Annotated in this window: 23 protein-coding genes and 1 pseudogene; 8 read left to right on the plus strand and 16 right to left on the minus strand. The window is 38.0% G+C overall.

Translation table 11 applies throughout. The features are described 5' to 3' along the window. Positions 1-66: 66 nt before the first annotated feature. Together AC0VYV_RS12555 and AC0VYV_RS12560 are read right to left on the minus strand one after the other, a co-directional pair. Positions 67-417: a DUF2200 domain-containing protein gene (locus AC0VYV_RS12555; protein WP_475365335.1), complete on the minus strand. Its 351-nt coding sequence runs from the start codon at positions 415-417 to the stop codon at positions 67-69. 96 nt (positions 418-513) lie between these two features. After that, a complete protein-coding gene (locus AC0VYV_RS12560) occupies positions 514-879 on the minus strand; it encodes a nuclear transport factor 2 family protein (RefSeq protein WP_475365336.1) in 366 nt (121 codons plus the stop codon). 318 nt (positions 880-1,197) lie between these two features. Here AC0VYV_RS12560 and AC0VYV_RS12565 point away from each other — a divergent pair, with 318 nt between their 5' ends. Together AC0VYV_RS12565 and AC0VYV_RS12570 are read left to right on the plus strand one after the other, a co-directional pair. Continuing rightward, positions 1,198-1,629 (plus strand): helical membrane plugin domain-containing protein, encoded by a 432-nt coding sequence (locus AC0VYV_RS12565; RefSeq protein WP_430242989.1) that lies wholly within the window; start codon positions 1,198-1,200, stop codon positions 1,627-1,629. A gap of 30 nt (positions 1,630-1,659) precedes the next feature. Next, positions 1,660-2,841, plus strand: coding sequence for an NAD(P)/FAD-dependent oxidoreductase (locus AC0VYV_RS12570; RefSeq protein ID WP_475373893.1), 1,182 nt, complete (start codon positions 1,660-1,662; stop codon positions 2,839-2,841). Positions 2,842-2,902: 61 nt separating this feature from the next. Here AC0VYV_RS12570 and AC0VYV_RS12575 read toward each other — a convergent pair whose 3' ends face one another. The 5 genes from AC0VYV_RS12575 to AC0VYV_RS12595 all read right to left on the minus strand — a co-directional run bounded on the left by AC0VYV_RS12575 (position 2,903) and on the right by AC0VYV_RS12595 (position 8,534). After that, positions 2,903-4,366 (minus strand): sucrose-6-phosphate hydrolase, encoded by a 1,464-nt coding sequence (locus AC0VYV_RS12575; protein WP_475365337.1) that lies wholly within the window; start codon positions 4,364-4,366, stop codon positions 2,903-2,905. A gap of 39 nt (positions 4,367-4,405) precedes the next feature. Then, a complete protein-coding gene (locus AC0VYV_RS12580; protein ID WP_475365338.1) occupies positions 4,406-5,815 on the minus strand; it encodes a PTS transporter subunit EIIC in 1,410 nt (469 codons plus the stop codon). Positions 5,816-6,014: 199 nt separating this feature from the next. Further along, the gene (locus AC0VYV_RS12585) at positions 6,015-6,977 is read right to left on the minus strand and encodes a LacI family DNA-binding transcriptional regulator (protein WP_475367488.1); all 963 of its coding nucleotides are present in this window, start codon (positions 6,975-6,977) and stop codon (positions 6,015-6,017) included. A 117-nt stretch (positions 6,978-7,094) separates the two neighbouring features. Further along, positions 7,095-8,147 carry a PQQ-dependent sugar dehydrogenase gene (locus AC0VYV_RS12590; RefSeq protein ID WP_475365339.1) on the minus strand — a complete coding sequence of 351 codons (1,053 nt, stop codon included), beginning with the start codon at positions 8,145-8,147 and terminating at the stop codon, positions 7,095-7,097. Between the two features lie 39 nt (positions 8,148-8,186). Continuing rightward, positions 8,187-8,534 (minus strand): VOC family protein, encoded by a 348-nt coding sequence (locus tag AC0VYV_RS12595; protein ID WP_475365340.1) that lies wholly within the window; start codon positions 8,532-8,534, stop codon positions 8,187-8,189. Positions 8,535-8,724: 190 nt separating this feature from the next. On the opposite strand from AC0VYV_RS12595, the gene AC0VYV_RS12600 reads away from it, so the two are divergent. Then, positions 8,725-9,039 carry a hypothetical protein gene (locus tag AC0VYV_RS12600; RefSeq protein ID WP_475365341.1) on the plus strand — a complete coding sequence of 105 codons (315 nt, stop codon included), beginning with the start codon at positions 8,725-8,727 and terminating at the stop codon, positions 9,037-9,039. A 158-nt stretch (positions 9,040-9,197) separates the two neighbouring features. Here the strand turns inward: AC0VYV_RS12600 and AC0VYV_RS12605 are convergent, their stop codons facing one another. After that, positions 9,198-9,785 (minus strand): YdeI/OmpD-associated family protein, encoded by a 588-nt coding sequence (locus tag AC0VYV_RS12605; RefSeq protein WP_475374891.1) that lies wholly within the window; start codon positions 9,783-9,785, stop codon positions 9,198-9,200. Positions 9,786-10,050: 265 nt separating this feature from the next. Then, positions 10,051-11,178 (minus strand): NAD(P)/FAD-dependent oxidoreductase, encoded by a 1,128-nt coding sequence (locus AC0VYV_RS12610; protein WP_475373894.1) that lies wholly within the window; start codon positions 11,176-11,178, stop codon positions 10,051-10,053. Positions 11,179-11,362: 184 nt separating this feature from the next. On the opposite strand from AC0VYV_RS12610, the gene AC0VYV_RS12615 reads away from it, so the two are divergent. Next, a complete protein-coding gene (locus AC0VYV_RS12615; protein ID WP_475365343.1) occupies positions 11,363-11,797 on the plus strand; it encodes a VOC family protein in 435 nt (144 codons plus the stop codon). 152 nt (positions 11,798-11,949) lie between these two features. Next, positions 11,950-12,738, plus strand: coding sequence for a DUF817 domain-containing protein (locus AC0VYV_RS12620; protein ID WP_475373895.1), 789 nt, complete (start codon positions 11,950-11,952; stop codon positions 12,736-12,738). 68 nt (positions 12,739-12,806) lie between these two features. Here AC0VYV_RS12620 and AC0VYV_RS12625 read toward each other — a convergent pair whose 3' ends face one another. From AC0VYV_RS12625 to AC0VYV_RS12635, 3 genes are all read right to left on the minus strand, one after another. Next, a complete protein-coding gene (locus tag AC0VYV_RS12625; RefSeq protein ID WP_226613615.1) occupies positions 12,807-13,415 on the minus strand; it encodes a trimeric intracellular cation channel family protein in 609 nt (202 codons plus the stop codon). A gap of 110 nt (positions 13,416-13,525) precedes the next feature. Further along, a complete protein-coding gene (locus AC0VYV_RS12630) occupies positions 13,526-15,013 on the minus strand; it encodes a UDP-N-acetylmuramoyl-L-alanyl-D-glutamate--2,6-diaminopimelate ligase (RefSeq protein ID WP_475365345.1) in 1,488 nt (495 codons plus the stop codon). Between the two features lie 196 nt (positions 15,014-15,209). Next, positions 15,210-16,511: an acetamidase/formamidase family protein gene (locus AC0VYV_RS12635; RefSeq protein ID WP_475365346.1), complete on the minus strand. Its 1,302-nt coding sequence runs from the start codon at positions 16,509-16,511 to the stop codon at positions 15,210-15,212. Between the two features lie 199 nt (positions 16,512-16,710). Here AC0VYV_RS12635 and AC0VYV_RS12640 point away from each other — a divergent pair, with 199 nt between their 5' ends. Continuing rightward, positions 16,711-17,784 carry a DUF3900 domain-containing protein gene (locus tag AC0VYV_RS12640; protein WP_303531051.1) on the plus strand — a complete coding sequence of 358 codons (1,074 nt, stop codon included), beginning with the start codon at positions 16,711-16,713 and terminating at the stop codon, positions 17,782-17,784. 362 nt (positions 17,785-18,146) lie between these two features. Beyond that, positions 18,147-19,142, plus strand: a complete 996-nt coding sequence (locus AC0VYV_RS12645; RefSeq protein ID WP_475373896.1) for an aldo/keto reductase — start codon at positions 18,147-18,149, stop codon at positions 19,140-19,142. A gap of 170 nt (positions 19,143-19,312) precedes the next feature. Here AC0VYV_RS12645 and AC0VYV_RS12650 read toward each other — a convergent pair whose 3' ends face one another. From AC0VYV_RS12650 to AC0VYV_RS12660, 3 genes are all read right to left on the minus strand, one after another. Further along, complete coding sequence (locus tag AC0VYV_RS12650) at positions 19,313-20,230, minus strand: HNH endonuclease (RefSeq protein WP_475373897.1); 918 nt, start codon at positions 20,228-20,230, stop codon at positions 19,313-19,315. 161 nt (positions 20,231-20,391) lie between these two features. Then, positions 20,392-20,529, minus strand: a complete 138-nt coding sequence (locus AC0VYV_RS12655) for a hypothetical protein (protein ID WP_475365348.1) — start codon at positions 20,527-20,529, stop codon at positions 20,392-20,394. Between the two features lie 86 nt (positions 20,530-20,615). Beyond that, positions 20,616-21,611: an LCP family protein gene (locus AC0VYV_RS12660; protein ID WP_475365349.1), complete on the minus strand. Its 996-nt coding sequence runs from the start codon at positions 21,609-21,611 to the stop codon at positions 20,616-20,618. Positions 21,612-22,095: 484 nt separating this feature from the next. Here AC0VYV_RS12660 and AC0VYV_RS12665 point away from each other — a divergent pair. Next, positions 22,096-22,819 (plus strand): annotated as a pseudogene (locus AC0VYV_RS12665) (GH25 family lysozyme). A 140-nt stretch (positions 22,820-22,959) separates the two neighbouring features. Here AC0VYV_RS12665 and fbp read toward each other — a convergent pair. Then, positions 22,960-24,891, minus strand: a complete 1,932-nt coding sequence (fbp, locus tag AC0VYV_RS12670) for a fructose-1,6-bisphosphatase (protein ID WP_475373898.1) — start codon at positions 24,889-24,891, stop codon at positions 22,960-22,962. Positions 24,892-25,085: the final 194 nt, after the last annotated feature.

Below are 25,085 nucleotides of genomic sequence, written 5' to 3' on the forward strand. Positions count from 1 at the left end.
TAGACTCCCTTGTCTAAAGGTTTATGTAAATTCGCAAATAAATCAGAACATTTTCTTTCCAAGATATTATTTACGCAAAATCTTTTCCATCGCTTTTCCTTTTGCTAACTCATCGATCATCTTATCCAAATAGCGAATTTCCTGCATAGTTGGTTCTTCAATGTTTTCTACTCGCACACCACAGACCACTCCTTTGATCATCTTGCGTGAAGGATTCATTTGGGGAGCTTCCATAAAGAAGGTCTCAAAGTCTGTCTTTTTTTCTAATTGAGTTTCAAATTCATTTTGGCTATACCCTGTCAACCAACGAATGATTTCGTCCACTTCTGCTTTTGTACGCCCCTTTTTTTCCGCTTTCGTCACATAATGGGGATAGACGCTTGAGAAGCTCATTGTATAAATTTTATGTTTTGTCATAAAAAGGCCTCCTTTGATTACTAAAGTAAAGATTTGCAACGGCTTACCTATTCGTCTTCACATCATACTGTCCCTGAACCTTTAATGTTATGCAATTTAATCAGTCAACGTACCCTGATGAAAAATCATTTTCCACGTTCCATTATTGTTTCTCCATATAGAACTTCTTAAGGTCTTTTGTGATCTTGTTTTATCATGGATGCGATATGTTGCAAGAACGGCAGCCTCTGATAAAAAGCGTATCTCGAATTCACTTAGAATCATTTCTCTATTGGAAAGACCATTATTGTAATCCCCCTCTTTATGCCACACTTTCCCTGAACTTCCAAACTCAAAGAAATCATCTGCAAGTATCTGATTTAATCTATCTGGATGAGAACGTACTTCAGGCTTTAATAGTTCTTCTTCTAATTTCATTAAATGATGTTTTAACTCTATTTCATCGATGATAATTACTCCCACTTTTTACTTATTCATCCATATTATACTCTTTAAAAACGACAGAACGTGATATTCTTCACGAAATTATTGATGTAAGCGGTTAAGTATGAGGCTATGCATTGAAATTCGCTCAAGGATAATTTAACCTATTAGAGTAGGTATAAAAGATGACTGGATGATAGACACTTTATAGGGAAAAATAAACAGAGTGAAGTCCAACTTTTCTTCTATCTCTTGATTAGTAACTTCGTTTCTAATCAGGTATAAAAATACCTTAACATGGTTTTGCCTTACTATATAACAAATAAGCGTAACTGCTTACAAGAAGGAGAAGTGACTATGTCAGAATCAATCACAACCGAAACAGGCGAAAAACGCGTCCCTACTCAAGACGAACGCGAACTGCTTGATCAGCTTTTGGATCCTAAAGTTCAAGAGTCACTAAGCGTGCTTGTAAAGGAACTTCCTAAAGTAACGGAACTTGTTAATATGATGTCTAAATCATATGATACGGTCCAAGGTCTTGCAACAGATGATGTATTGAAGAATGATACAGTAGAATTTATGTCTGAAATCCTTCATCCTGTTACAAACTCCGTAAAAGACGTGGCAGCAAATGCAATTGAAGCAAAAGATGAAGCTGAAAAGAGCTCAGAAGTTATTGGGTTATTTGGTCTTTTAAAAATGTTGAAGGATCCTCAAGCTCAGAAGCTTTTCAGATTCGTGAATGCTTATCTTAAAGTTTCAGGAGAAAAAAGTAACCAAAAATAATACTGATCTGCTAGAAATGGAGGAACAATCATGTCAAAACAAATAGTCATTTTGGGCGCAGGTTATGGTGGGCTTCTTTCTGCTTTATCCGTACGTCAATACTTAAATGAATCAGAAGCTACTGTTACATTAATTAATAAAACACCTACTCATCAAATCATTACAGAGTTGCACCGTTTAGCTGCTGGTAACATCTCAACGGAAGCTGCGGCACTTCCACTGGATAAGTTATTAAAAGGAAATAACATTAATCTTAAAGTAGCATCGGTTGATTCATTTTCTGTTGATAATAAAGAAGTTAAGTTATCTGATGGTTCTACACTTTCTTACGACGCATTAGTCGTAGCACTAGGTAGTAAAACAGCGTACTTTGGTATTCCAGGACTTGAAGAAAACAGTATGGTACTGAAATCGGCTGAAGATGCAAACCGCATCCACGCTCATGTTGAAGAACGCATCAAGAGCTTTGCAGCATCAGGTGACGAAGCGGATGCTACAATCCTTATCGGCGGTGGCGGTCTTACAGGGACTGAACTCGTAGGAGAACTAGCTGATGAAACACCAAAGCTTGCTCGTAAATATGGCGTAGATCCTGCCAAGATCAAATTGAAGCTTGTTGAAGCGATGCCTAAAATTCTTCCAATGCTTCCTGATGAGTTAATTAACCGAGCGATGACTAGCCTTGAAAAACGCGGCGTTGAATTCCTAACAAACCTTCCTGTAACGAATGTAGAAGGAAATGTCGTGGAATTGAAAGATGGCCAAAAGATTGTTACAAACACATTTGTTTGGACAGGCGGCGTTCAAGGTAATCCACTTGTTGGAGAATGCGGTATCGAAGTCAATCGAGGCCGTGCAACAGTGAACAATTACCTGCAATCCACTTCTCATGAGGATGTATTCGTTGCTGGTGACAGTGCCGTTTACTTCAAACCAGGTGACGAACGTCCACAGCCTCCAACTGCTCAAATCGCTTGGCAAATGGGTGACCTTATTGGTTACAACTTGTATGCTTACCTTTATGACAAAGACTACAAAGAATTTGAACCAGTTAACTCTGGAACATTAGCAAGTCTTGGTCGTAAGGATGCCGTTGCTCAAATCGGTGGCAACGCAACATCCCTTAAAGGCCTTCCTGCATCTGTGATGAAAGAAGCAAGTAACGTCCGTTACCTTTCACACATCAAAGGATTGTTTGCATTAGCATACTAAACAACGAATCATTTTCTATAAAGATATAAAAAAGTGCTGGGAAATTTCCCAGCACTTTTTTTCAGATAATAAAACCTGGTTTTGTACCTTTATCAATTGGTTTTAAAGAATATAAGTCACCTGAAACACCGTGGCAACATACGACATTCATGCCTTCTATAAACATTCGACTCGTAAAAACAGTTTCGCCATGATCACAAAAGATTTCTATGCTTGAGGAATCTATAAAAAGACGAATTTGATGTTTCACTTTTTGTTTTCTTAGTGCATATCTTTTTGTACCATATTCTTTAGCATAAACATGGGTCATATTTGATCGATCAAGACAATACTCTTTTCCATTTGAAGAGAAAATCACGTTTTCATTTGCATCATTCCTAAAAATAATTTCAAACTCTCGGTCGGCTTCAATGACCATTTCAAAGGCCCGAGAAGTTAATTGATGATTTGTTTGAAGCTCCTGCCTCTTTGTTCTCAGTTCTTTTAGCTCTTGAAGAGGCTGTTGTAATAAACGATCCCCCTCAATCTTAACTTCTCTCGGCAACGTTAACATGTGAGCCCACATATTTTGGTCTGTAGGATAGATGCTCTTTGAATTGCCTAACCAACCAATCAGAATCCTTCTTCCACATGCATCGTCATAAGTTTGTGGAGCATAGAAATCAAACCCTTTGTCTAGTTCGATATATTCGTGTGCATTCAGTTTACCCGTAGCAACATCTAATACATCACTAATACAATACACCACCGAAAATACATTGTTATACTGATATTTATTTTTACTCAGCTCCCCCTGAGGAGAAAAGATAAGAACACCGCGATTATTTTGTTCAAAATAGTTGGGGCACTCCCACATATACCCTGCATCCTTAAAATTCGTCTGTAGAATGCCATGATACGTCATTTCATTTGGTTGGTCTCCTGAATAAAGGGCGATTGCGCCTTTATGCTTACTCGTTTCACCACCAACGAGCATGTAGTATTTGTTATCCCGTTTAAATACAATTGGATCTCTAAAATTATTGCTGAAATCGGGGGGCGTCCCTTCTATCATCACGTTTTCCTTCGATATCGTTTGATCTTCATTTAGGAATCCATACACCTGACTTGGTATGGCTTCACTCTCCTCAGTTAGATGATTTCCTGTATAGAATAGGTGCATGTTATCCCCTTCAACAAAAGCGGATCCTGAGTGACAGCCGTGAGAATCATATAACTGATCTGGATAAAGAGCGATACCGTGATCTTTAAAATGAATAAAATCTTTCGTTGAAATATGATACCAATGTTTTAATCCATGAACTGGGCCTAATGGGAACCATTGATAGAAGATATGGTGTTCTCCTCTAAAAAAAGCTAATCCATTTGGATCATTCATTAATCCATGATGAGGTGCTATATGATAATTTGGATAATAAGTATCCTCTTTTGCAATTTTTTCAATCGTACTTAGATAGTCATTCGAAACATCTGACAAAGTAACGAAACGATTCTGGCGGTTAGAAAAATCAATGTAATCAATCATGTAAAGCTTCCCTTCTGTTAAACCTTAAGAAAATGAACATTAGCCATGTTTAATATTTAAATTTAATGCAGGTTGTTCCGCAGATGGCTTTTCACGATAAGCAATGAACGTAACGAGAAACGATGTGGCCAATGCAACTAGAATGACTAGAATGTATTGAAAGAAACCATCGCCTATATACAATAACAATCCTGGTAGCATCGTCGAACCAGTACCCGCTGCAGCGATGCCCAAGATCGAAGCAAACCCACCGCCGACTGCGCCACCTAAACAACCGTAAATAAATGGTTTTACTTTAGGTAAGTTAATCGCGAACATCACGGGCTCAGTTATGCCAAAGAAAGCAGGTATAACGGAACCTAACATATTAGATCGCTTAATTTTATCTCTTTGCTGAATAACAACTGCAAGAGCTGCTCCAGCTTGTCCGGCAATTGCTGCCGTACCAATCGGATTGATTAAATCATATCCCGTTTCCGCAACCATTTTAACCGTTATTGGAACAATCGTGTGGTGCATACCTGTTATCGCTAAAAGCTGAATGGCACCTCCATAAACAAATCCACCGATACCAAATGGTAATTCAAAGAAATACATGATGCCAGAAGTAAGTAAATTCTCTATTCCCAAAATCACTGGGCCTACGATAACAAGTCCAAGAATTAACGAAAACAGTAATGTGACAAACGGTGTCAAAATAAGGTCTAGCATCTCAGGAATGTATTTTCTCGCTATTTTTTCAATTTTTGCAGCTAACCATCCCATAAAGACAGCAGGAAGAATTGAACTTTGCATACCTGTAATTGGAATATCAAATCCTAATAAAGTCAGGAACAACGGATCAGCTTTCCCGAAAGATACAGCCCACTTATCCGGTAATTGCGGTGCTACCAGCATTAAACCGAGAGCAATTCCAATAACAGGAGATCCTCCAAATTTCTTCATAGCAGACCAGGTAATCAATACCGGAATGAATGTAAAAGCTGTATCTGTTAAAACTTGTGAGAGTACTAAAATCGTTGAAGAAAGCTCCATTCCGAAACCGTTTATTAACAAGCCTCTAAGTCCCATTAATAGGCCCGTTGCAATTAGAACGGGAATAACAGGGATGAAAATATCTGCAAACGTTTTCGTTAATTGATGGATTTTAGAACTGTTTGAATTTCTCGGTTCATTAGAGACCTCTTTACTGTCACTAACTCCACCCTTTTCTAGTTCAGCATAGACTTTATTTACAAAACCAGTACCAAGAATAATTTGATGCTGCCCACTTTGATAAAAATATCCGCTTACACCTTCAATTGAATCAAACGATTCTTTCTTGAGCAATGTATCATCATATAATTCGACTCTTAATCTTGTTGCACAGTGAGAGATGCGAGATATATTCTCTTTTCCACCTAAAGCTTGTAATACAGAATGAGCGACCGTTTTAGGATTCTTAGCCATGATCCTACCCCTCCAATAAAATATTCGTTATCCAAACAAAAGCGGAAACGTTTCCACTTTGTTATAAAAAGAAAATTACTACCAAGATTACTACCAAACTGGAAACGTTTCCAGTTTGGTATAAAATGAAAGCGACTCTAGAAATCGCTTTTGAATAAGTAAATGATATCGTTTACACAAAGAAGAGTCAAGAGTTTTTTTATTTAGTACTATTTCCATCAAAAAAGGTTACAGGAAGTACATTTTTCTTTTCAACCGGCTGTTCCTTAATTAGTTTAATAAGCACTTGTACAGCTTTTTCAGCCATTTCAGCAACAGGCTGGATGATTGTTGAAAAAGTTAATTCATCTTCCTTACTGGAAGTAACGCCATCAAAACCAATCACCTGAACTTCCTCAGGAACTCTTCTCCCTAGTTTTTTTAGAGATCGCAACAATAATTTCGCCCATTTATCGTTCATGGTAAAAAAACCATCCACATCAGGGTTTTGTTCTAAAAACCGCTGGATGACCGCTTCAATGTCTGTGACAGGCTCTCTTAATTCGTAAATACAGTGATCAAAATTTTTACTTAAACTCACAGTTTCAAATCCAAGTCTCCGATTCATAGATTCATTTTCAATGTTTGAAACACTTCCTAAATAGGCAATCCGCTTACAACCTCGCTTCATCAGTTCTTTGGCTGCAAGCTCTCCACCTTTCTTATTATTACTCGTTACGAATACGACATCTTTTGTAAAGTGCCGATCAATGCTTACAATTGGTAGGTGACTTGAAATATATTGATCAAGTTCAGCACTATAAGTAATGGCAATTAATCCATCTATTTTATTTTTCTCGAGCATTGAAATATATTCTATTTCTTTCGTACGCTCATTTTGAGTGTTGCATAGGATCATTTTATAGCCAAGATGAGACAATTCCTTTTCAACATGATAAGCAAATTTTGAAAAGAATGGATGCCAAATAGTGGGGACAATCAAAGCGATCGATTGACTTTGCTGCATTTTAAAATTCCTAGCAACTTCATTTTGCTTATAATTCAAAGTTTCAATCGCTCGTTCTACTTTTCGTCGCGTTGTTTCTTTAACAGGGCCATTGTTATTTAGTACTCGAGAAACAGTACCTAGTCCTACCCCAGCTTCTCTTGCTACATCTTTCATATTTACCAAAGTTCTGATTCACCTGCTTTGTTAATAAATTCATCCAGAAATTATTGTAACATAGAAAAAGTTCTCAAGTTGATCGATAACTGCATTGAGATAAGCTTTAAGGTTATCCTATTCCAAGTACACCTTCACCATACGATCATCCTCTTTAACCGGGTCTCCCCGACCATCTTTATTGTTTGTTATCGCAAATAATGTGTCCTCGTCCAATAATAAGGAGCGAACTCGTCCAATATCTTCTGTCTCCACAGTAGTACCCTGGCCCTTCAGTTCAAACGACCGAATTTCCTCGCCTCTTAAGCAAGCAACGTAAAGTTTGTCATCTTGAAAAACCATTCCTGACGGAGCCCATGTATCATCTCCAGAGTGATAGAGCGGCTGCACCATGCCATCAGCAATTTCATCTCCTTCAATCACTGGCCACCCATAATTGTTTCCTGCTTCAATTTGATTGATTTCATCATGAGCAGACTGCCCATGCTCTGAACTAAAAAGCTGTCCTTCTTCATTCCACGCAAGACCCTGAGGGTTTCGATGTCCATAAGAATAAACATAAGAATCATTAAATGGATTATCTTCTGGTACGTTTCCTTCTAAATCCATACGTAAAATTTTGCCTGCTAAACTACCTTTATCCTGTGCAAGCTCCGGTTCTCCAGCATCACCTGTTGTGATATAAAGCATATCGTCTGGTCCGATTTTCAGTCTTCCTCCGTTATGAAACTGAGAGCCAGGAATATTCGCTAGAAGCTCATCCGTTTCTTCCCAGGTGCTTTCTATAAGTTCAACCTTCACGACCCTATTCAGAGTCTTCTCACCTTCTACATAAGTGTGGTAGAGAAACGCAATTTGGGACTGAGGAAAATCTTCAGCTAGTGCCATCCCCAAAAGCCCGCCCTCACCTTCACTATGCACAGGTTTAGTAAGGTGGATCGTTTGTCTTTTCAGGGAATTATCGAATTTCGCTACCTTACCTGCTCGTTCTGTGAGATAAAACGTTTCTTCTGTTTGGACGATCTCCCATGGAACATTTAAATTTTCAATATAGGCTGACTCTCTTTTAATCTCCTCATCTGCACCATCGCTAGAACTTGAGTTTGGATCATTACTTGAGCAGGCTGTTACGAGGAGTAACGCACAAAGCACACCCCCTATTTTCACCATGTCTTCCTCCATTTCATCCAGATCTTATTTTAAACAGTGCTACTCACAAATCATGAGTACATTTCCATCAAGATCTTTAAAATTAAACCAATGACCATTCTCAATATCAGTGATAAGCTCAATTCTTTTTTCTTTCATAAAAGAAAAAGCGACTTCAATGTCTTTCGTATTGAAATGAAGAGGTGGAGTTTTATAAAGGTTATGCTCAGAATAAATTTTGCTATCCAATACAAGGCGGTTACCTTTCATTGGCACGACATACAAATGTCCTGCTACTATGTCGCCATGGGCAGGAATCCCTAGTAAATCACAATACCAATTTTTTGCATTTTCAATATTTTTTACGGGAATAAAAACAGCACCAATTTCATTTAAAATCGGATTCATTTGAATTACCTTCCCTCCCAAATCAATTTTCAGTACTTACTCCTTCTTTCTTATTTGATCCGATCCTTCCAAAACCCACTAAAAAAATATACACCACATTTTTGAGGAAGAAATGATAAACATGTATGATATGCTTGATTTAACAAATATCCCCATAATAAATCACTCTACAAAAAAGGAGGGGGCTAGCATGAGTACCATTAAGAATATTCTCTTAATCGTTTTTTCAAGTGACCACTCTCAAAACGATCTTGCAGAGCTACTGGTAATGCCTTTAGGACTATTTTCCCTACTATCGATTCATCATTTTTTTCATTTTGTTCCGCTAAACTGGTACTCGTTACGATCAGCTGTCATTTTCATAGCTATTTTTGCACTCTTCTATTCTTTTATGAAACTAATTAGAAAAAAACTAGGAACCAAAAACAATAAACTCTCACCTTTTGTCATTTACATGGCCTATTTTGTTGCCATCCTTGGAGGATCAGTGATCATGGCCTCATGAACAAAACCGCACTTCCCCTTTACTAACCCCTCCCAAAAAGCTCGAAGCAGTAATGCTCCGGGCTTTCACTTCAGGCATGAAGAATATCAAATCTAAAAATCTCATCCACAGCCAGTGAAGTTACCTGCGGCTGGATCAGGAAGTATTATTATTATCTCTCAATCATTTAATCCCTTTCCCCGTAGAATTTGCTGCATATATTTCTCGATCCTTGCTTCTCGTGTTTTGGATTGTTTAGCTTTAGAAAAGTAAAGGACATATGCTCTTTGCCTTCCTGGTGTTAAAGCTTCAAATGCAGAATGTAATGCAGGAACTTCATTGAATTTATTTTGAAGTTCTTCAGGGATTTCTATATTCTTCTTAATATTCACTTCTAAACCAGCTTTTTCAACAGCAATGGCGTTATAAATATATTCTTTCAATATGTTTTCCTTATCCACTATTTCTTCTATATGGGTGAATCTTATCTGACGGCTAGACTGTACATTTTCCGTTTGTTGAATAAGCATGTCATGCATATCTTGTAACAAGACACCTTTAAAAAATAATAGTGCACAGTATTCTTTAAATCCATGTATTAAAACGATATTTTTTCCTTGGAATGTGTAACATGGGACCCCCCACTTCAATTCTTCCGTCAGCTCACAGTCAAGAATGATCATTCTCAATTCCTTGAATTCTTTCTGCCACTTTTTGGATTTATTGATAATGCCATCAACTTTAGGATTCATTCTACTATTTGCCATTAAAGAACTTCCTTTCGCAGTTTTTTGATCAGCCGAAAGTTTTAAATCACTATTTGCAATTGCCCCATCCATCCATTTTCAATTACATTACTTTCATATTCACTTCTAAATAATACCACAATCCTATCTATTATCTTGAGTAGGTTTAGTCTCATTCACGATACCCTTCCGTATTAGATTTATCGTTCAAATACAAAAAGCAGTTCAATGTAGTTACAAATCAATCTTTGCACGCTACACTGAACTGCTTCATTTTCATGTTATCTTAAGTTTCTTGTTTAGTTATGGCTACTTCAATGTCATAATCTGCCGGGTCAAGTTCTGTTTTCGTTCCGAGCGCAAGTCTAGCTAGCTCCAAGCCGAGATACGGGCCAACTGTGAGTCCAGAAGCCCCCAGACCATTAGCAGCAAGTAAATTCTTACTACCAGGTACATAACCAAACACTGGTAAAAACCCTGGTGTGAAAGGACGGAACCCTACTTTCGCTCCTAAAAACGTACTACCCGCTAATCCAGGGGCGACGGATAGGGCTTTAGTAAAGATTTCCTGCAGTCCTCCAGCAGTCACACGCTGATCCATACCAGCTTCATTTTCATGAGTTGCCCCAACAACGACGCGTCCATCATCAAAGCTTAATAAGTACTGATCGTTAGGCGGCATCACGACTGGCCACTCATTCGTTACCGAATTATTCATTTCAAGGTGAACGATCTGAGCTTTCTGAGAAGTAACATTAAAGTGGAGGCCCATTGGAGATAAAAGCTCTTCCGCCCAGGCTCCAGCTGTCAGAATTACTTTGTCCGCTATAAAGGTCTCACTACCTACCGTAACACCAGTCACTTCGTCTTCTGACAAATAAAGCTTAGCATCACCATACATGATGGTAGCTCCGTGTTTTTCAGCTGAGCGAAGTAGCGCATTACGAAGAGCTGAACCGTTCACTCTTGCCGCGCCACTAACAAATACAGACTGGTAATCTCCAGCTATAGGGGGGAATATTTCTCTTGTTTCCTCAGAAGATAGCTTCTTGATTTCCCCGATTTCTGGTGCATCTTCTCGTCGCTTTTTAGCACGCTCGATCATTTTATCTAATTTTGTTTCATCAGTATGGAGGCTGATTGCCCCTACTTTCTTATAACCCGTTTCTGTTTCACCATCCTTTATTAATTGGTCAATCAAGTCTGGATAATATTTTGCTCCCCCTTTAGCAAGTCGATACCAGACTTTATTCCGACGTTGGGAAAGCCATGGACAAACAATACCAGCTGCCGCTTCTGTCGCTTGTCCAGGTTCACTACGATCGATAATCGTAACGTCTATTCCTTCTTTTGCAAGATGATAAGCCGTTGAAGCTCCAAGGATACCGGAGCCGACAATAATTGTTGAATTCATATGTAACACCTTTTTCATTGATTTCGATTCTTTGTCCATTTTACATAAATTCAGTTAAGCACACAAACCGACTGTATTGACTAATATTCTTTTAATGAAAACGCACCTTTTTTCAACCTATTTCTTCAGGTGAAGTCTTTCATTATGCTAAAATAACACCATTACACGAAGAAGGAGTCTCACTATGAAAAAAACATTAGACCACATTGGAATTGCAGTCAGACGTTTAGATGAAGGAGTTCAGTTTTATACAGAAGTATTAGGTGGCAAGCTTTTCGACCGTTACCGTAGTGAAGCAACAGGTGTAGAAAGCGAAATTGCCGTTATAGATCTTGATGGCAGTCGTATTGAACTACTGATGCCTACGAATAATTCCACTTCCCCAATCGCACGTTTTATGAAACAAAAAGGGAAAGGAGTCCACCATGTTGCCTATGTTGTCGATAACCTTGATGAGGCGATAAAGGAATTAGCTCAACAGAATATTCGTGTAATGGAAGATACGCGACGAGTGAACAAACACGGTAGAAGATTAATTTATTTAAATCCAGCTGATACAGAAGGAACAATCATTGAATACTGTGATTATCCTGAATCAGGTAAAACTACAATTGAATAACTGCCAGTCGAATGACAAGGATCATAAACAACAAGAATGTGAGTACAAGTAGTACATTCAATCTTGTCGGTAGGTCATTATTCCGATTATTTTTATCGCTCATATGATTTCTCCTTCCTTATATGTTAACTACGTTCAAAAAGGCGGTGCTTATGAAGCATATCTATAATCTTTTTTACTTCGGTTACTTGCAAGCCATTTCTTGTCTGTTTCCATTAATTATTTTTGTAACGCTAGCATTAAGCGAAAGAATGACGCTTTTTTTTCTACCAAGGTATGATTTTATTCTTATCGTTTGCATTTTAGCACAAATCTTCTTATTAATAACCAAATTTGAGACAATTGATGAAATGAAAGTGATTCTTGTTTTTCACATTATTGGTTTGGCACTCGAGATATATAAAGTTCATATGGGTTCCTGGTCTTATCCAGAGGAAGCTATCTTCAAAATAGCGGGCGTTCCACTGTATAGCGGATTCATGTATGCAAGTGTTGCTAGTTACATGTGCCAGGCCTGGCGAAGACTGGATTTACAATTAGTGAATTGGCCTACTTCCTGGATGACGATCGGTTTAGGAATTGCCATCTATGGAAACTTTTTTACCCATCATTTTCTATATGATTTTCGCTGGGTGTTGAAGATCCTTGTTGTGATTCTCTTCTTTCGAACGATGGTGTACTTTACAGTCAATCATACAATTTACAAGATGTCTCTCCCTATATCATTCGTACTCATTGGTTTTTTCATATGGATTGCTGAAAATATTGCGACGTTTTTCGGAGCATGGGCGTATCCAAATCAGCAAAGTGATTGGGAAATCGTACATATTGGTAAAATTAGCTCGTGGCTTTTATTAGTCATTGTGAGCTTTATGATCGTAGCTCAGTTAAAGCATACAAAATATGAAAAATTAATTCACAACAAAAATGCAGCTCTTTAAGAGAGCTGCATTTTATAATCCATCTATTTCTAATGAAATGTTCGTCTCCAGATGAACATAGCTATTTTCTATGAACTGTGAATGCTACGATATGGCAATTTCCATCCATAACGGAGGGACAGCATTCGTAGAAAGACAATGGCACCAAATAAGAACATGAGCTGAGGTAATTCTTGTGGATAACCAAGCCCAATTAACAGCCCTGCCATCATGGCCCACACTGCATAAACCTCTTTTTGTAAAACGGTCGGTTTTCTTCTCGCTAATAAATCACGAATAATTCCACCACCAGTTCCCGTCATGGCTGCAGCAACCATGGCAGCAATAAAAGGATGACCCATTTCTTCTGCGAATAGCGCGCCCTGGATCGCAAATGCAGCAAGACCAATTGCATCAAAGAAGCTCCCCCACTTCTCCCAATAGTAGTTAATCCAGCTTGCAGGAAAAACAAAAATGATTAGGATTGTACCGATCGCAATCATAATAAGCACATCCTGTTCCCAAATCGAAGCGACTGGCACCCCTATTAATAAATTCCGTATAATTCCACCACCAAATGCTGTAGCAAGTCCAAGAACAATCACACCGAGAAAATCAAACTCCTCCTCTAGTGCAACGAGTGCTCCACTTGCAGCAAAGGCAATTGTACCAATGATATTTAATATTTCCCAAGTCACACCATTACGCCCTTTCACGATCTATTGAAAGTTAAAGTGTACGTCAGCTTTTATCTGTTATCAACCCTTATTTTTTGGTTAAAAGAATTAAAAAACCTCCTAGTGGAGGTTTAAGAAGAAAGATGATAATACATTTCGATGATGTCCTCATCTGAATGAGGAATTTCATTTCCTTTTACAATTTGAGCACCGTTGATACATCCACTTGTTAAAAGGATAATATCTTGTTCGCTGCCAAGTTGTAAAGATTTCAAGACGCCCTCTCTTCTTGTGTTCGTTCGATAAATATTAGGATCATTGGGATTCAAAAATCCTGACATAACCTTGTCGACAATGAGAGATGGCTCATGATAGCCGGGATGATCAACTGTGACGATAATTTCATCCGCTCTACCTTCAATTGCTTTCGCCATTTTAGGCATCTTCTCAAAATCCCTGATCCCAATTCCAGCAATCATAACAATGAGCTTGCGATGATCCATCTTTTTCACTTCATCTACAAGACGTGTTAAAGCTACTGGAGTATGCGCGTAATCCAGGATGATCGTTTCCCGGTTAGGCCCACTAATTACTTGAAAACGACCTTCAGGGCTTTCTAATTGTGGCAGCACTTTAATAATCGTTTGCAGTCGGTATCCAAGTAATAAAGCTGTCCCTACAGCAGAAAGCACGTTTGCAACATTATAATCTGCAAAAACTGGTACAAAAACATCGTATGCTTCACCATGTGAGAGCAATTTGAATGAGGTACCATCTAGTCTATATTCCAACTCAGTGGCTATGAGATCCGCTTCTGCATGTGGATTTAAGCTATAAGTCACTTTACGATGTTCATAAGCTCGGCTAAGCTCAACGCCCATTTCATCGTCTACATTGACTACAGCCGCTTTTGCTTGATTGAAGAGTTTTTCTTTACAAGCTTTGTAGTGTTCAAAAGTATGGTGATATTCCAGGTGTTCTGGAGAGATATTAGTGTGAATGGCGACATCAAATTCAATTCCTTCTACGCGCTTTTGATCAAGGGCAATAGATGAAACCTCCATCGCTACTCCCCCATCTCCTTCGTTGATCAAATCCTTGAAGATGCGATGAAGGTCAAGTGACTCAGGAGTCGTTGGTGTGCTTTTCTTATAGGGAATTTTTTTCTTTGAAGACCAAATGCCGGTTGTTCCAATAGACCCTGTTGGCAATCCAAGCAGTGTGAGTAACGAGCGCACATAAGCTGCAACGGTTGTTTTACCATTTGTACCTGTAACGCCAACTGTCTTTAATTTCTCGTCTGATGAGCCATAATATTGTTTTGAAAAGGATGCCATTGCGTTTCTAACATCATCAACAAGAATAAAAGTACAATTAGGATAACTGTGAGCAAGACTTGTAATGAGATCATCTTGATCTGCTACTACTGCTACTGATCCATTCTTAATCGCATCTTCTATGTATTTATGTCCATCGTGATTCTCGCCTTTAATTGCAAAAAAAACAGAAGAAGACCCTGACATTTTCGAATGAAATGTAAGACGCTTAATCGTTTGAATGTCTGGTCCATATATATGGGTGATCGGAGTGTATTGAAGTTGGTTAAAATTAATCTTCATGGTGAATTCCTCGCTTCAGTGGTATCATTTACTTTTATTGGAAAATTTTTATAACGAAAGTAAATAATATATTTTTACTTAAATTCCCCATTTTTCCTTACTTAAAACAACATCGTTACATTTAGCATACTCAATTAGTACCATGCTTCATTCATGTGAAATCAACAGACAGCTAACGAGCTGTCTGTTATGTTCATTATTCTGCCGCGTTGTAATGATTGCGAACTAGGTCTGTTAAACTCAGTTCATCTAATAAGTGTACAGGTACTAATAATGTAATCGTGACAACACCAGGATGCCTCCCTATTTCAATCGAACCAGTGATCGTTGCTCTATTCATAACTTCTGGAACTGATATTCCCAGAGTTTCTGCTGCACGATTAAGGCCGTTATCTGTTGCCTCATTAAGGTTTGCTCCTGTGCCTATAAAAGAAAGAGGTAAAGATTCTTCTATTTTTGCAACCCCGTACATATCTGCTACTTGTTTAGCTGATGCTTTTTCCTTATCGGTGAAAGGTTTAGCTAAATGAGGTAGTTCTTCTAGTACCGGGAGTAAAATAGGGCCTTCAATGTTAAGATTCTTGATTACCTTTGCTTGAAGGTTTACGATACCAGATACGTCAGCAGTATGGCCGGCGATTTCTCCATTCCCCTGCATGGCATGCATATCCCCAATATAAATGCCTCCACCTGGGACCTTTACAGGACAAATGAGAACCGCACCTTCTCTAACGCGATTAATATCCATATGACCATCTGTACGATCTTCTAATTCCTCTTTCGTTACGCCATAATCATGCGGAGCATCAATGAGAAATTGACCGAAGTCTCCAGCATTATGAGAATCGGGCAATGGGCGTGAAGGTGTTGTTCCGAGCTGCCCTAAAAATGGACGGAGCCTAGCCATTGTTCCAACGAGATCACTTGGCGCAAAAGTAACAACTGGATTTTGTACAGAGTTCTCGGGAGTAGCCATAAATGATTTTCCATGTTCTGCTATGTACTTCGCAGCTGCCTCATCCACTGTCACACCTATTGTTCGATTCGAATCAAATGCCATTGTATACCCATTCGTAAACACAAATGGCGTCACATCTTCTCCACAATTTGAACACCGAATAGCTTCTGGTCCTGTACCTTCAATCTTAGTCTCTGGATATAGTTCACCGCAGCCAGGACACTTGACAGCAACGAAAGGATCACCGACAAATCTTCCATCAACGGGACGATCATTTCCTGAAGCAGTAGCCATAGATGTAACTTGAACGGATTTAATTCGAATCGCTATGGCGTCACCAACTTCAGCCCCTTCCACAAAAACAGGTTTTGTTACTTCATGGCCGCCTCTTAAGCAGGGGGTGATCATGGGTCCCCAACAGCCAGGTGCAGTATTTGCAATAATATGACCGCCGTCCTTCAATGGTCCTATCATCTCTTCCTTTGGATCCAAAATACCATTCGTAAACTCATTTACAAAAACGGTTTGCTTCGCTTCCATTGCCTCTCCCCTTTTCATCATTATTCCTACCTACATTATAAGAGTAATGTCGATTCATGTAAAAATTTAATTGGCTAAATACAAAAAAACTTTGAATTCAAAGAAATATTCCTTCTCTAAATCACTTCTTTTCAGTGATTGACGAAATGCAAAACCTTGCCTATACTGAATAAACGCAAACGTAAAGACAGGTGATGAAATGGAATTTAAAATGCAGTATCTTTCCTTTTATTTAATACAAGTAGAAGGAAGCGGAGAAAGTGAAGAACGACGTTACAAGCATTATCAAACTCTTGACGCAGATGCCTATGAGGAAAGCTCACTAAAAGACTTTCTAAACGGTGAGTTAACGAAAATAATGAAACGTAAAGTAGATCGTCACGCGAAGTCAGAAGGAGCACCTACGAAAATTGGGCGCTTCATTGTTGAGCAAGGTCATGATTTAACATCGAATCCAAATTATAATTTATTCGATCGGACACGCTATGCTGAATCAGCAGATGATTTCGAAACTTCATCCGATCAAATTGTTCAAATGTATTTGGATACAAGCGCTATCAGAGGTGGCGTGTTAATTGTGGCCACTTCAAAGCTTACAAAACTCTTTGATGATCCTTTTCTCTTTATCTTGAAGTGCGACTTTGAACCGAAAGTAGCAACAATTACTGATGAAGATACGCTGATTCAGAATGTGGAAATGGCGATCACAACAAAAAGCATGAAATCCGTCCAATACCCCTACATGCCAGAAGAAGGCATGATTGACAGTGCTGAGATTAAAGTCCATCAGTCCTCTCACGCCCGTTACTTCGAAGACTTCTTAAAATGGGTCGAATACGAAAAGTCGATGCCTGAAATCGTGAAGACTCAGACGATGGGTATGGTACAAGAGCATATCCAAGAAACGTATCAGGAAGAAAGCGAAGAAAAAGAAGAGTTCGAACAAGCGATAGAGGAATGGTCTCAGAGTCCTAAGCGAGAGCTACAGGAGCGCTTTACGACCGAACAAGTCGTGGAAGCTACTTCACAAATCGTGGAACACTCCCCTGACGTTGAGTGGAAGCTGAAGCTTGACCATGTGTCAGTCAAAGCCATGCTGTCTGACTTCGGCGAATCGATTCATCTTGCGAAGGTAAACGGCAAGTATGTGCTTGCGATTGAAGCCGATTCGATTACGTTCGAGAAAGGCTTTTCTCCTGTCGAGTTTCATAAGCCTGATACGCTTCAGGAAGTGGTGGAGCGGATTTATAAGAAGAATGAGAATGAATCATAATTAAAGCGTTTTGGTCTCCCGAAAGTCCTGATAAAGAAGAATCCATTTAATTTCTTAAATAAGGTGCCTCGCAAATGGAAAGAACATTTTGCGGGGTATTTTCATTTTCGTATTGCTCAGTGAAACGAACAGATTAGTAAAAAGACGATCAGAAAGCAAAACCGATTTCCAACTCTCACCAAATGCCGTTATCGATTTCTCACTACTTAAGACGGAATAACTCCTTAATGGATGATAAAACTAGTAATCTATTTTGATATAGTGACTGCATCTTCTCTTGCCATTTCTTATTCTATCGCGTTTATTTTTCCCTTTTTCTGGGTAGAAAATCATATCATTTAATTAAAGGTGGAATTGAACTTATGACATCCTTTGAAAATGCATTAAAACATCAAGTAGGATTAGGTACTGCTCCTTTAGGTAATATGTTCAGGGAAGTTCCAGAAGAAGAAGCACGCAAAACGATTCAAACCGCGTGGGATCAAGGAGTACGTTATTTTGATACTGCCCCTTTCTACGGTGCAGGTTTGGCAGAGATGCGCCTTGGTAACGTACTATCGCAATATAACCGGGATGACTACTTATTAAGTACAAAAGTCGGCCGTTATATCACTGACGATACAGAAAACAAGGAAGGTTTATTCCAACATGCCCGGAATAATAAAGTGATTACGGACTACACGGAAGATGCAACGAAACGATCTATTGAACAAAGCTTGGAGCGATTAAAAACAGATCGATTAGACTTTGTCTTTGTTCATGACGTTTCCCCTGATTTTCACGGGGATGAGTGGCTAGCCAAATTTGATGAAGCTCGTGAAGGAGCTTTTCGTGTGTTGACACGCCTGCGCAAAGAAGGAGTAATCAAGTCGTGGGGCCTTGGTGTTAATACGACAGAACCGATTGAAAAAGCAATGGAACTTGAAGAAACTCAACCGGATGTATGCTTGTCGGCTACCCAATATACATTGCTACAGCATGAACAGGCTTTACAAAAAATGTTGAAAAAAGCTGTAGAAAATAATGTTGACATCGTCATTGGATCACCTTATAACTCCGGTGTATTGCTGGGCGGGGATTATTACAATTATGAGAAGGCGGATGCTGATATTATTGCCAGAGTCAATCAGCTAAACGAAATAGGTCAGAAATATGATGTCCCATTAAAAGCAGCAGCCCTTCAATTTTCAACTTCTCATCCTGCCGTAAAATCAGTCATTCCGGGATCAACACGTCCAGATCGAATTAAGGAAGATCTCAATATGATTCAACGTGATATACCGAAAGCGTTCTGGGATGAATTGCTCAGCAGAGGATTCATTTCATCAAATGCCCCTTTGCCTAGCAATGTTAGATAGATTATTTTTCTTGGTAAGTTTCGCTTAACTAAAAGAGCAATAATTAAAGCTCAAAGAAAGAATGGACTTCTCTTCATGAGAAGTCCATTCTTTCTTATATATTTTCCAATGGCACTGTAACCCTAAACAGATACTTTATTGAGTTCAACCCCATAGCCAAACTGTAACAATTACTTTCTAAATATCTTTCGCTTATGCCACTTGAAATAGACTTTATTTTCCTGATGAATGCTGATTTTTGCTCGCTCCACTAATCCGTAAATTTCGTAGTCTTTTTCTTGCATAATCGAAGAAATATGCAAGCGACCCTGGCCATCAAACGCAATTAGCCCTTCCTCATATAAACCTGCATGGTTTCGACAAAGTAACAACCCATTATAAGGATCCAATCGCTCATCATTGGAGCAATCCTTCCACGGTTTAGAGTGACTAGCCTTCAATAATTCCGGCAAGTTAATTGCACATAATGCACATTGTTCTCTCCATAACGGGGCTACTTCATTTCTAAATTTAAGCTTGCCCCACCTCATTTTCGTTTTTGCTTCTGATTCCGTTTCTGTAATCACCGGAACGAGCGTATTCCGATCGGTTCGTCTTACTTCATCGACTGTAAGTTCTAATTGCTCTTCATTTACGCGATAAAAATTCGACTCACTAATAAGCTCAAGCAATTTAATCGTTAATGCTTCATTACAAGGATATAAGTATCCAGGATTCCCGCTAGCATCATTTTGAAACGGCGAATATTTAAGAGGTAATAAAGGAGAAATTTCTTGAAACTTCTCTTTCACATTCACCGGAACATCCAATTCTTGATATTCTAACTTCACTAAATACCCCTGTTTAGATTCAGTTTGATCCCACAACGTTGACGGTTGCATTTCTTCGCTACAATCAACCTTTGCAATACTAACGGCAACAATATCTCCCTTAACATAGTGGAAAATAGGATCTCCTTGTCTCACTTCTTTCAGCCTTTTCCAAGAATGAGGTACCTGACCTCCCCTGTCCTCTTTAGGAGACCAAATCACTCCCGATTCTTTTTCCTCATGGTATGTATCTCCTTGCATGACAATAAAACTATTCATCTTTCTTCCCCCACCTGACGAGCATATTCCTCTAGTTGTTATTCTACATGAATCACAAGGGTTTTTCCCTTTTAAAACGTTATTCCTTGTCTTAGTATGAGTATATGGTGGATGAAAGAATCATTCAAGTAAAGTCTACGCAATTTTTCTGACAAAAAACCTTATAAGATAGTTTCTATTGCATCATTTGCATGACCACATACAAATAATCCTACCACCACACGAGCAATATCATCTGCGTAAAGAGCTTTAGTATGAACGAGGTCAGAAAGTCTTTCTTGAAGTTGTCTAATAGTCATGAATTAAATTCATACGCGAACTCAAAAGAGACCAACAAAGTTTCCTTTGTTGGTCTCTTTCTTAGTATATGGATGTCGTTTAAATTCTATAAATTGAGAGCTTCTCTTAATTGGCTCTTCAATAATTCTAGCTGATCGAGATCTGGAATAAAGTAAGAAGGACCACTTACATCTGGTGTCGTACCCCTGATTTCTTTCGTTTCAATTGCAGTTGAACTAAGTGATGGAAATTCTCTCTGCAGAGCGAGAATCTCTCCTGGTGTAATATTTGTTTCCACATTATTTTTTAATACATTTGAAATTTTATTAATCTCAAAGATCGTGTCTCCAGACTTCATTTCGTCGACCGTTGCTTTAATAAATTGCCTTTGACGCTCTTCTCTTGAATACACCGTATTTATATCACGTTTCCTCATTCTTACAAAGGCTAGTGCCTCTTCACCATTCATTTCGGTTAAGCCTTCATCGAAATAGATGCGATCATTTGAATAGTAGTTTTTTTCCCAGAAAGGGTATTTAACATCAACTTCCACTCCGCCGATAGCGTCAACAATATCATGAAAACCATCAAAATCAACAGCTACATACCGATCTATCGGAATATTCAATAGATCTTCCACCGTTTCTACAGCTAATTTCTTTGCCCCATAATCACTAAGATATCCGTATGTATAAGCAGCGTTTATTTTATGACTACCATCATATTCCTCTCCTACTTTCTCTATAGGAACTTCTACCTTCGTATCTCTTGGAATACTTGTCATAGTAACATTCTTTGAACCAGGATCAAGTGTGAGAACAATTTGGGTATCAGCTCTTCCACCCTTTCCATCAGAAGAGTAGTTTTCAATTCCAAGAAGGAGAATCGAAATCGGTTCTTCTCCAATGTCCACTTCTGTCTCTCTCAATTCTGAAATATCATTCTCCCGATCAAGCTCACTATAAGATTGCTTCGCCGTGTTATAAACCTGATAGCCTAGATAGCTACCAATACCAACGATAACTAGTAATAGAAATGAGACACTGAGCAATATTTTCTTTTTACGCTTCTTTTTCCTTCTATGCGCTAATCTATTTTTCATATCTTTCACCGCTAATTATTCCTTTCTTTCACTTGTTCTGTGTTAATGACTATCGATACTTTTGGCTTATTTACGCTCTATGTTGAAAAAGGATTGAAGTAAATGTTTCACTCAAATTTAGCAAAAATCATACTATCCACAATATAAGCTCATATCGTTAATTGCATAAAAATTTTTCTAAAACAAACTCATCTACTACATGAGCCACTTTCTAAAGCTATCATCAGAATACCACTATTTATCGTAACATTAATTTACCAATTATTTCATGATTTTTTTATAGGTTATATTCACTTTTTATTTCGTTGATCTGAAAAACAGATGAAAATCCTTGTGAACCTAGTATTAATTAATATGTATATTCAACTTTAAACTCTACATTTCAAACTATTAAGAGGAGGTTATAATTTCCTTAATTCGGTATATTTTAAACGATAACCTTTCTAGATGTTTTACTGAAAATAAAAAATGAAATGGTGAAAAGATGAGAAAAATTGTTGCATCTCTTATTATAGCTCTGATCAGCGTCCTGCTTATATCCGTTTTTTTGTGGTACGAAGGAATCATTATCCCTAACGCTTCTAATATAAAACCTTTTCCTGTGAAAGGTGTCGATGTTTCATCTTATCAGAGGGAGATTGAGTGGACCAAAATACAGGACCAAAGTATGTCCTTCGCTTTTATTAAAGCGACAGAAGGAAGCTCATTTGTCGATCCATATTATCAAACGAATTGGAAAAATGCTCAAAAGACTAACTTACGAATCGGCGCCTATCATTTCTTCAGTTTTGATAGTAAAGGAGCGACGCAAGCCAAGCATTTTATCGAAACCGTACCGATTGATAAGTATGGATTACCACCTGTTATTGATGTTGAATTTTATGCTGATAAAGAAAAGAATCCTCCTGATAGAAGCGAAGTAGAGTCAGAGCTTCAGACAATGATAACGATGCTAGAAGAACACTATGAAAAAAGGTCATTCTTTATACCACTCATGAGGCATATGAGCTCTATATCAAAGATTCAATCAGTGTGATCTTTGGATAAGAGATGTTTTAACTAAACCAACCTTACCTGATAATCAATCTTGGACTTTTTGGCAATATACTGACAGAGAGCAGTTTAATGGGTATAACGGAGAAGAAAAGTTCATAGATGTTAACGTATTTCATGGTAACAAGAAGGAGTTTAAAAAATATGGTTATTAATTTCGAACCTTTTAAAAACTCAAATGAGCTAGAGTTGTTATTTACAGAATATCCCTTATAAAAACAGCCCACATTTCTGTGGGCTGTTTTTATAGTAAACCGCAATTGTAAATTCGTTTATACCCTGGCATGTGATTCCTTTAATTTACATAACGATATTCCATTAAACTATTTAAAAAATAGACTTCCTGTAACAATTCTTCTCCAACGTTCGTTTCGCGAACCTTTTTCCTCTCTAACTCCTTATCTACCAATCTTTTTACTGATAAAACATCTGCTCCATTTAGTAAAACCTCATCTTTGGAATTAAAATGTTTATGTGCGACAAGTTGCATGCCGTATGAATTAAATAATAACGTGTATCCTGCAATACCTGTGGTTGATTGATAAGCCTTAGAGAAGCCTCCATCTATCACTATCATTTTACCATTTGCCTTAATTGGGTTCTCACCGTCTATTTCTTTTACTGGTGTATGCCCGTTTATAATATGACCTTGATCTGGATTAAGATCAAATTCTTCAAGAATATCTCGGCAGGTATTCTCGTTTTCACGTAAATAGTAATATGGGTTCTTTCTTTCTTTATGAGTTGCTTTATCTTTAATAAAATAACGTTCAAAAGTGGTCATTTCTCTTTTACCAAAAAGTGATGAATATTGTCCGGTCCACAAATACCAAACCATATCCGTTGCTAGATCGTCTGTTTCATCAGGATGTGCAAACGCATGTCGAAGATAATTTTCAAAAACGTCAAGCAGTTCACGACCTCCATAAGATTTATTTTCAATCATCATTTCTTCCATATTACCTTTTTCATCTAAAGGAATACATCCATGTATTAATAAATTCCCGTTGTACTTCAAATATAGAGAACCTTTTTTCATCAAGAAATTCATATGCCTTGCCAGCTTTTCAGAGTGTTGGAGAGAAAAAAGCAGCTTATCGATTACTTCTTCCTCTTCTTCTAATAACTGATCCGGTCGCTCTGGATTAACGGTCGCAAAACAAGTGTTATCAAGCAGATACGTTTTACCGTGAAGTGTAATGTTATTCTGCTCAAAGTCTATTTTCTCAAGCAACAGCCTTTCCGACATATTAAAATATGAGCGCCTCTTTATAATCGGACTTTCAAGTTTGAACTGAATCATAGTTATCGCCTGATGAATTTTGGTGATTTGACATTTTTCATGATTCGATTGCTTCTCATCCGAATCAATTTTAGGCGTAAACGCTGAATTGTCATGATAGTATTTTTCTGCAAGATTTAAAAGAGGTCTAAGATTGATTCCATACACATCTTCAATAATCTCCAGATTGTTATACCTTGCGCATATACGAATAATGTTAGCGAGACATACCTTTGAACCAGCAAATGCACCTATCCATAGAACATCATGGTTTCCCCACTGGATATCAACTGAGTGATAATTAATCAGTGTTTCCATAATTTTGTCAGGCTCTGGACCTCGATCATAGATATCCCCTACTACGTGAAGGTGGTCAACGACTAATCTCTGAGTCGTATATGCGAGACCAATGATGAGTTTATCAGCTTGTCCGAGAGAAATAATTTGCTGGAGAATTTTTTGGTAATACGTCTCCTTATTTGTAAGATCGTCCGTTTTGTATAGTAGTTCTTCAATCACATAAACAAACTGAGCAGGTAAAGCTTTTCGTAATTTCGAACGTGTATATTTGGAGGACGCATAAGAGATGAGCTTAAGCATCCGCTCTATGATTTCTGCGTACCATTGGAATAATTCTGGTTCATTGTCAAAAGCATTTTTAATTAACTTTATTTTTTCTTCAGGATAATAAACTAATGTGGCAAATTCATTAATTTCATTCTCTGGTAGTATCTCATCAAAAAGATCAGTTATTTTCTCCTTCACTTTCCCAGAACCGTTTCTTAAAACATGTTGAAAGGCTTGATATTCTCCATGTAAATCACTCACAAAATGCTCCGTACCCTTTGGTAAGTTAAGAATGGATTTAAGGTTGATTATTTCAGTGACTACCTTTTCTTCACTATCATATTTTTGAGCTAATAAATCTAAGTATTTCGTGTTCATGATTATGTATCCCCTTTCAATATTAATGACTATGTAAGTTAAATTACCGTCTTTGTATAATCTATTCTATTAGGTGATCGCATGTTTCTTGATTTCCATGCTCATTCATTACTGCTGAAAGGAAAAGGCACTCACTACTCATCACTTCTGTGTGAAGCGATGAATAAACGATTCATTATCTATGATAGTATCAC

The organism is Anaerobacillus sp. QJM3NY_17, assembly GCF_056173665.1.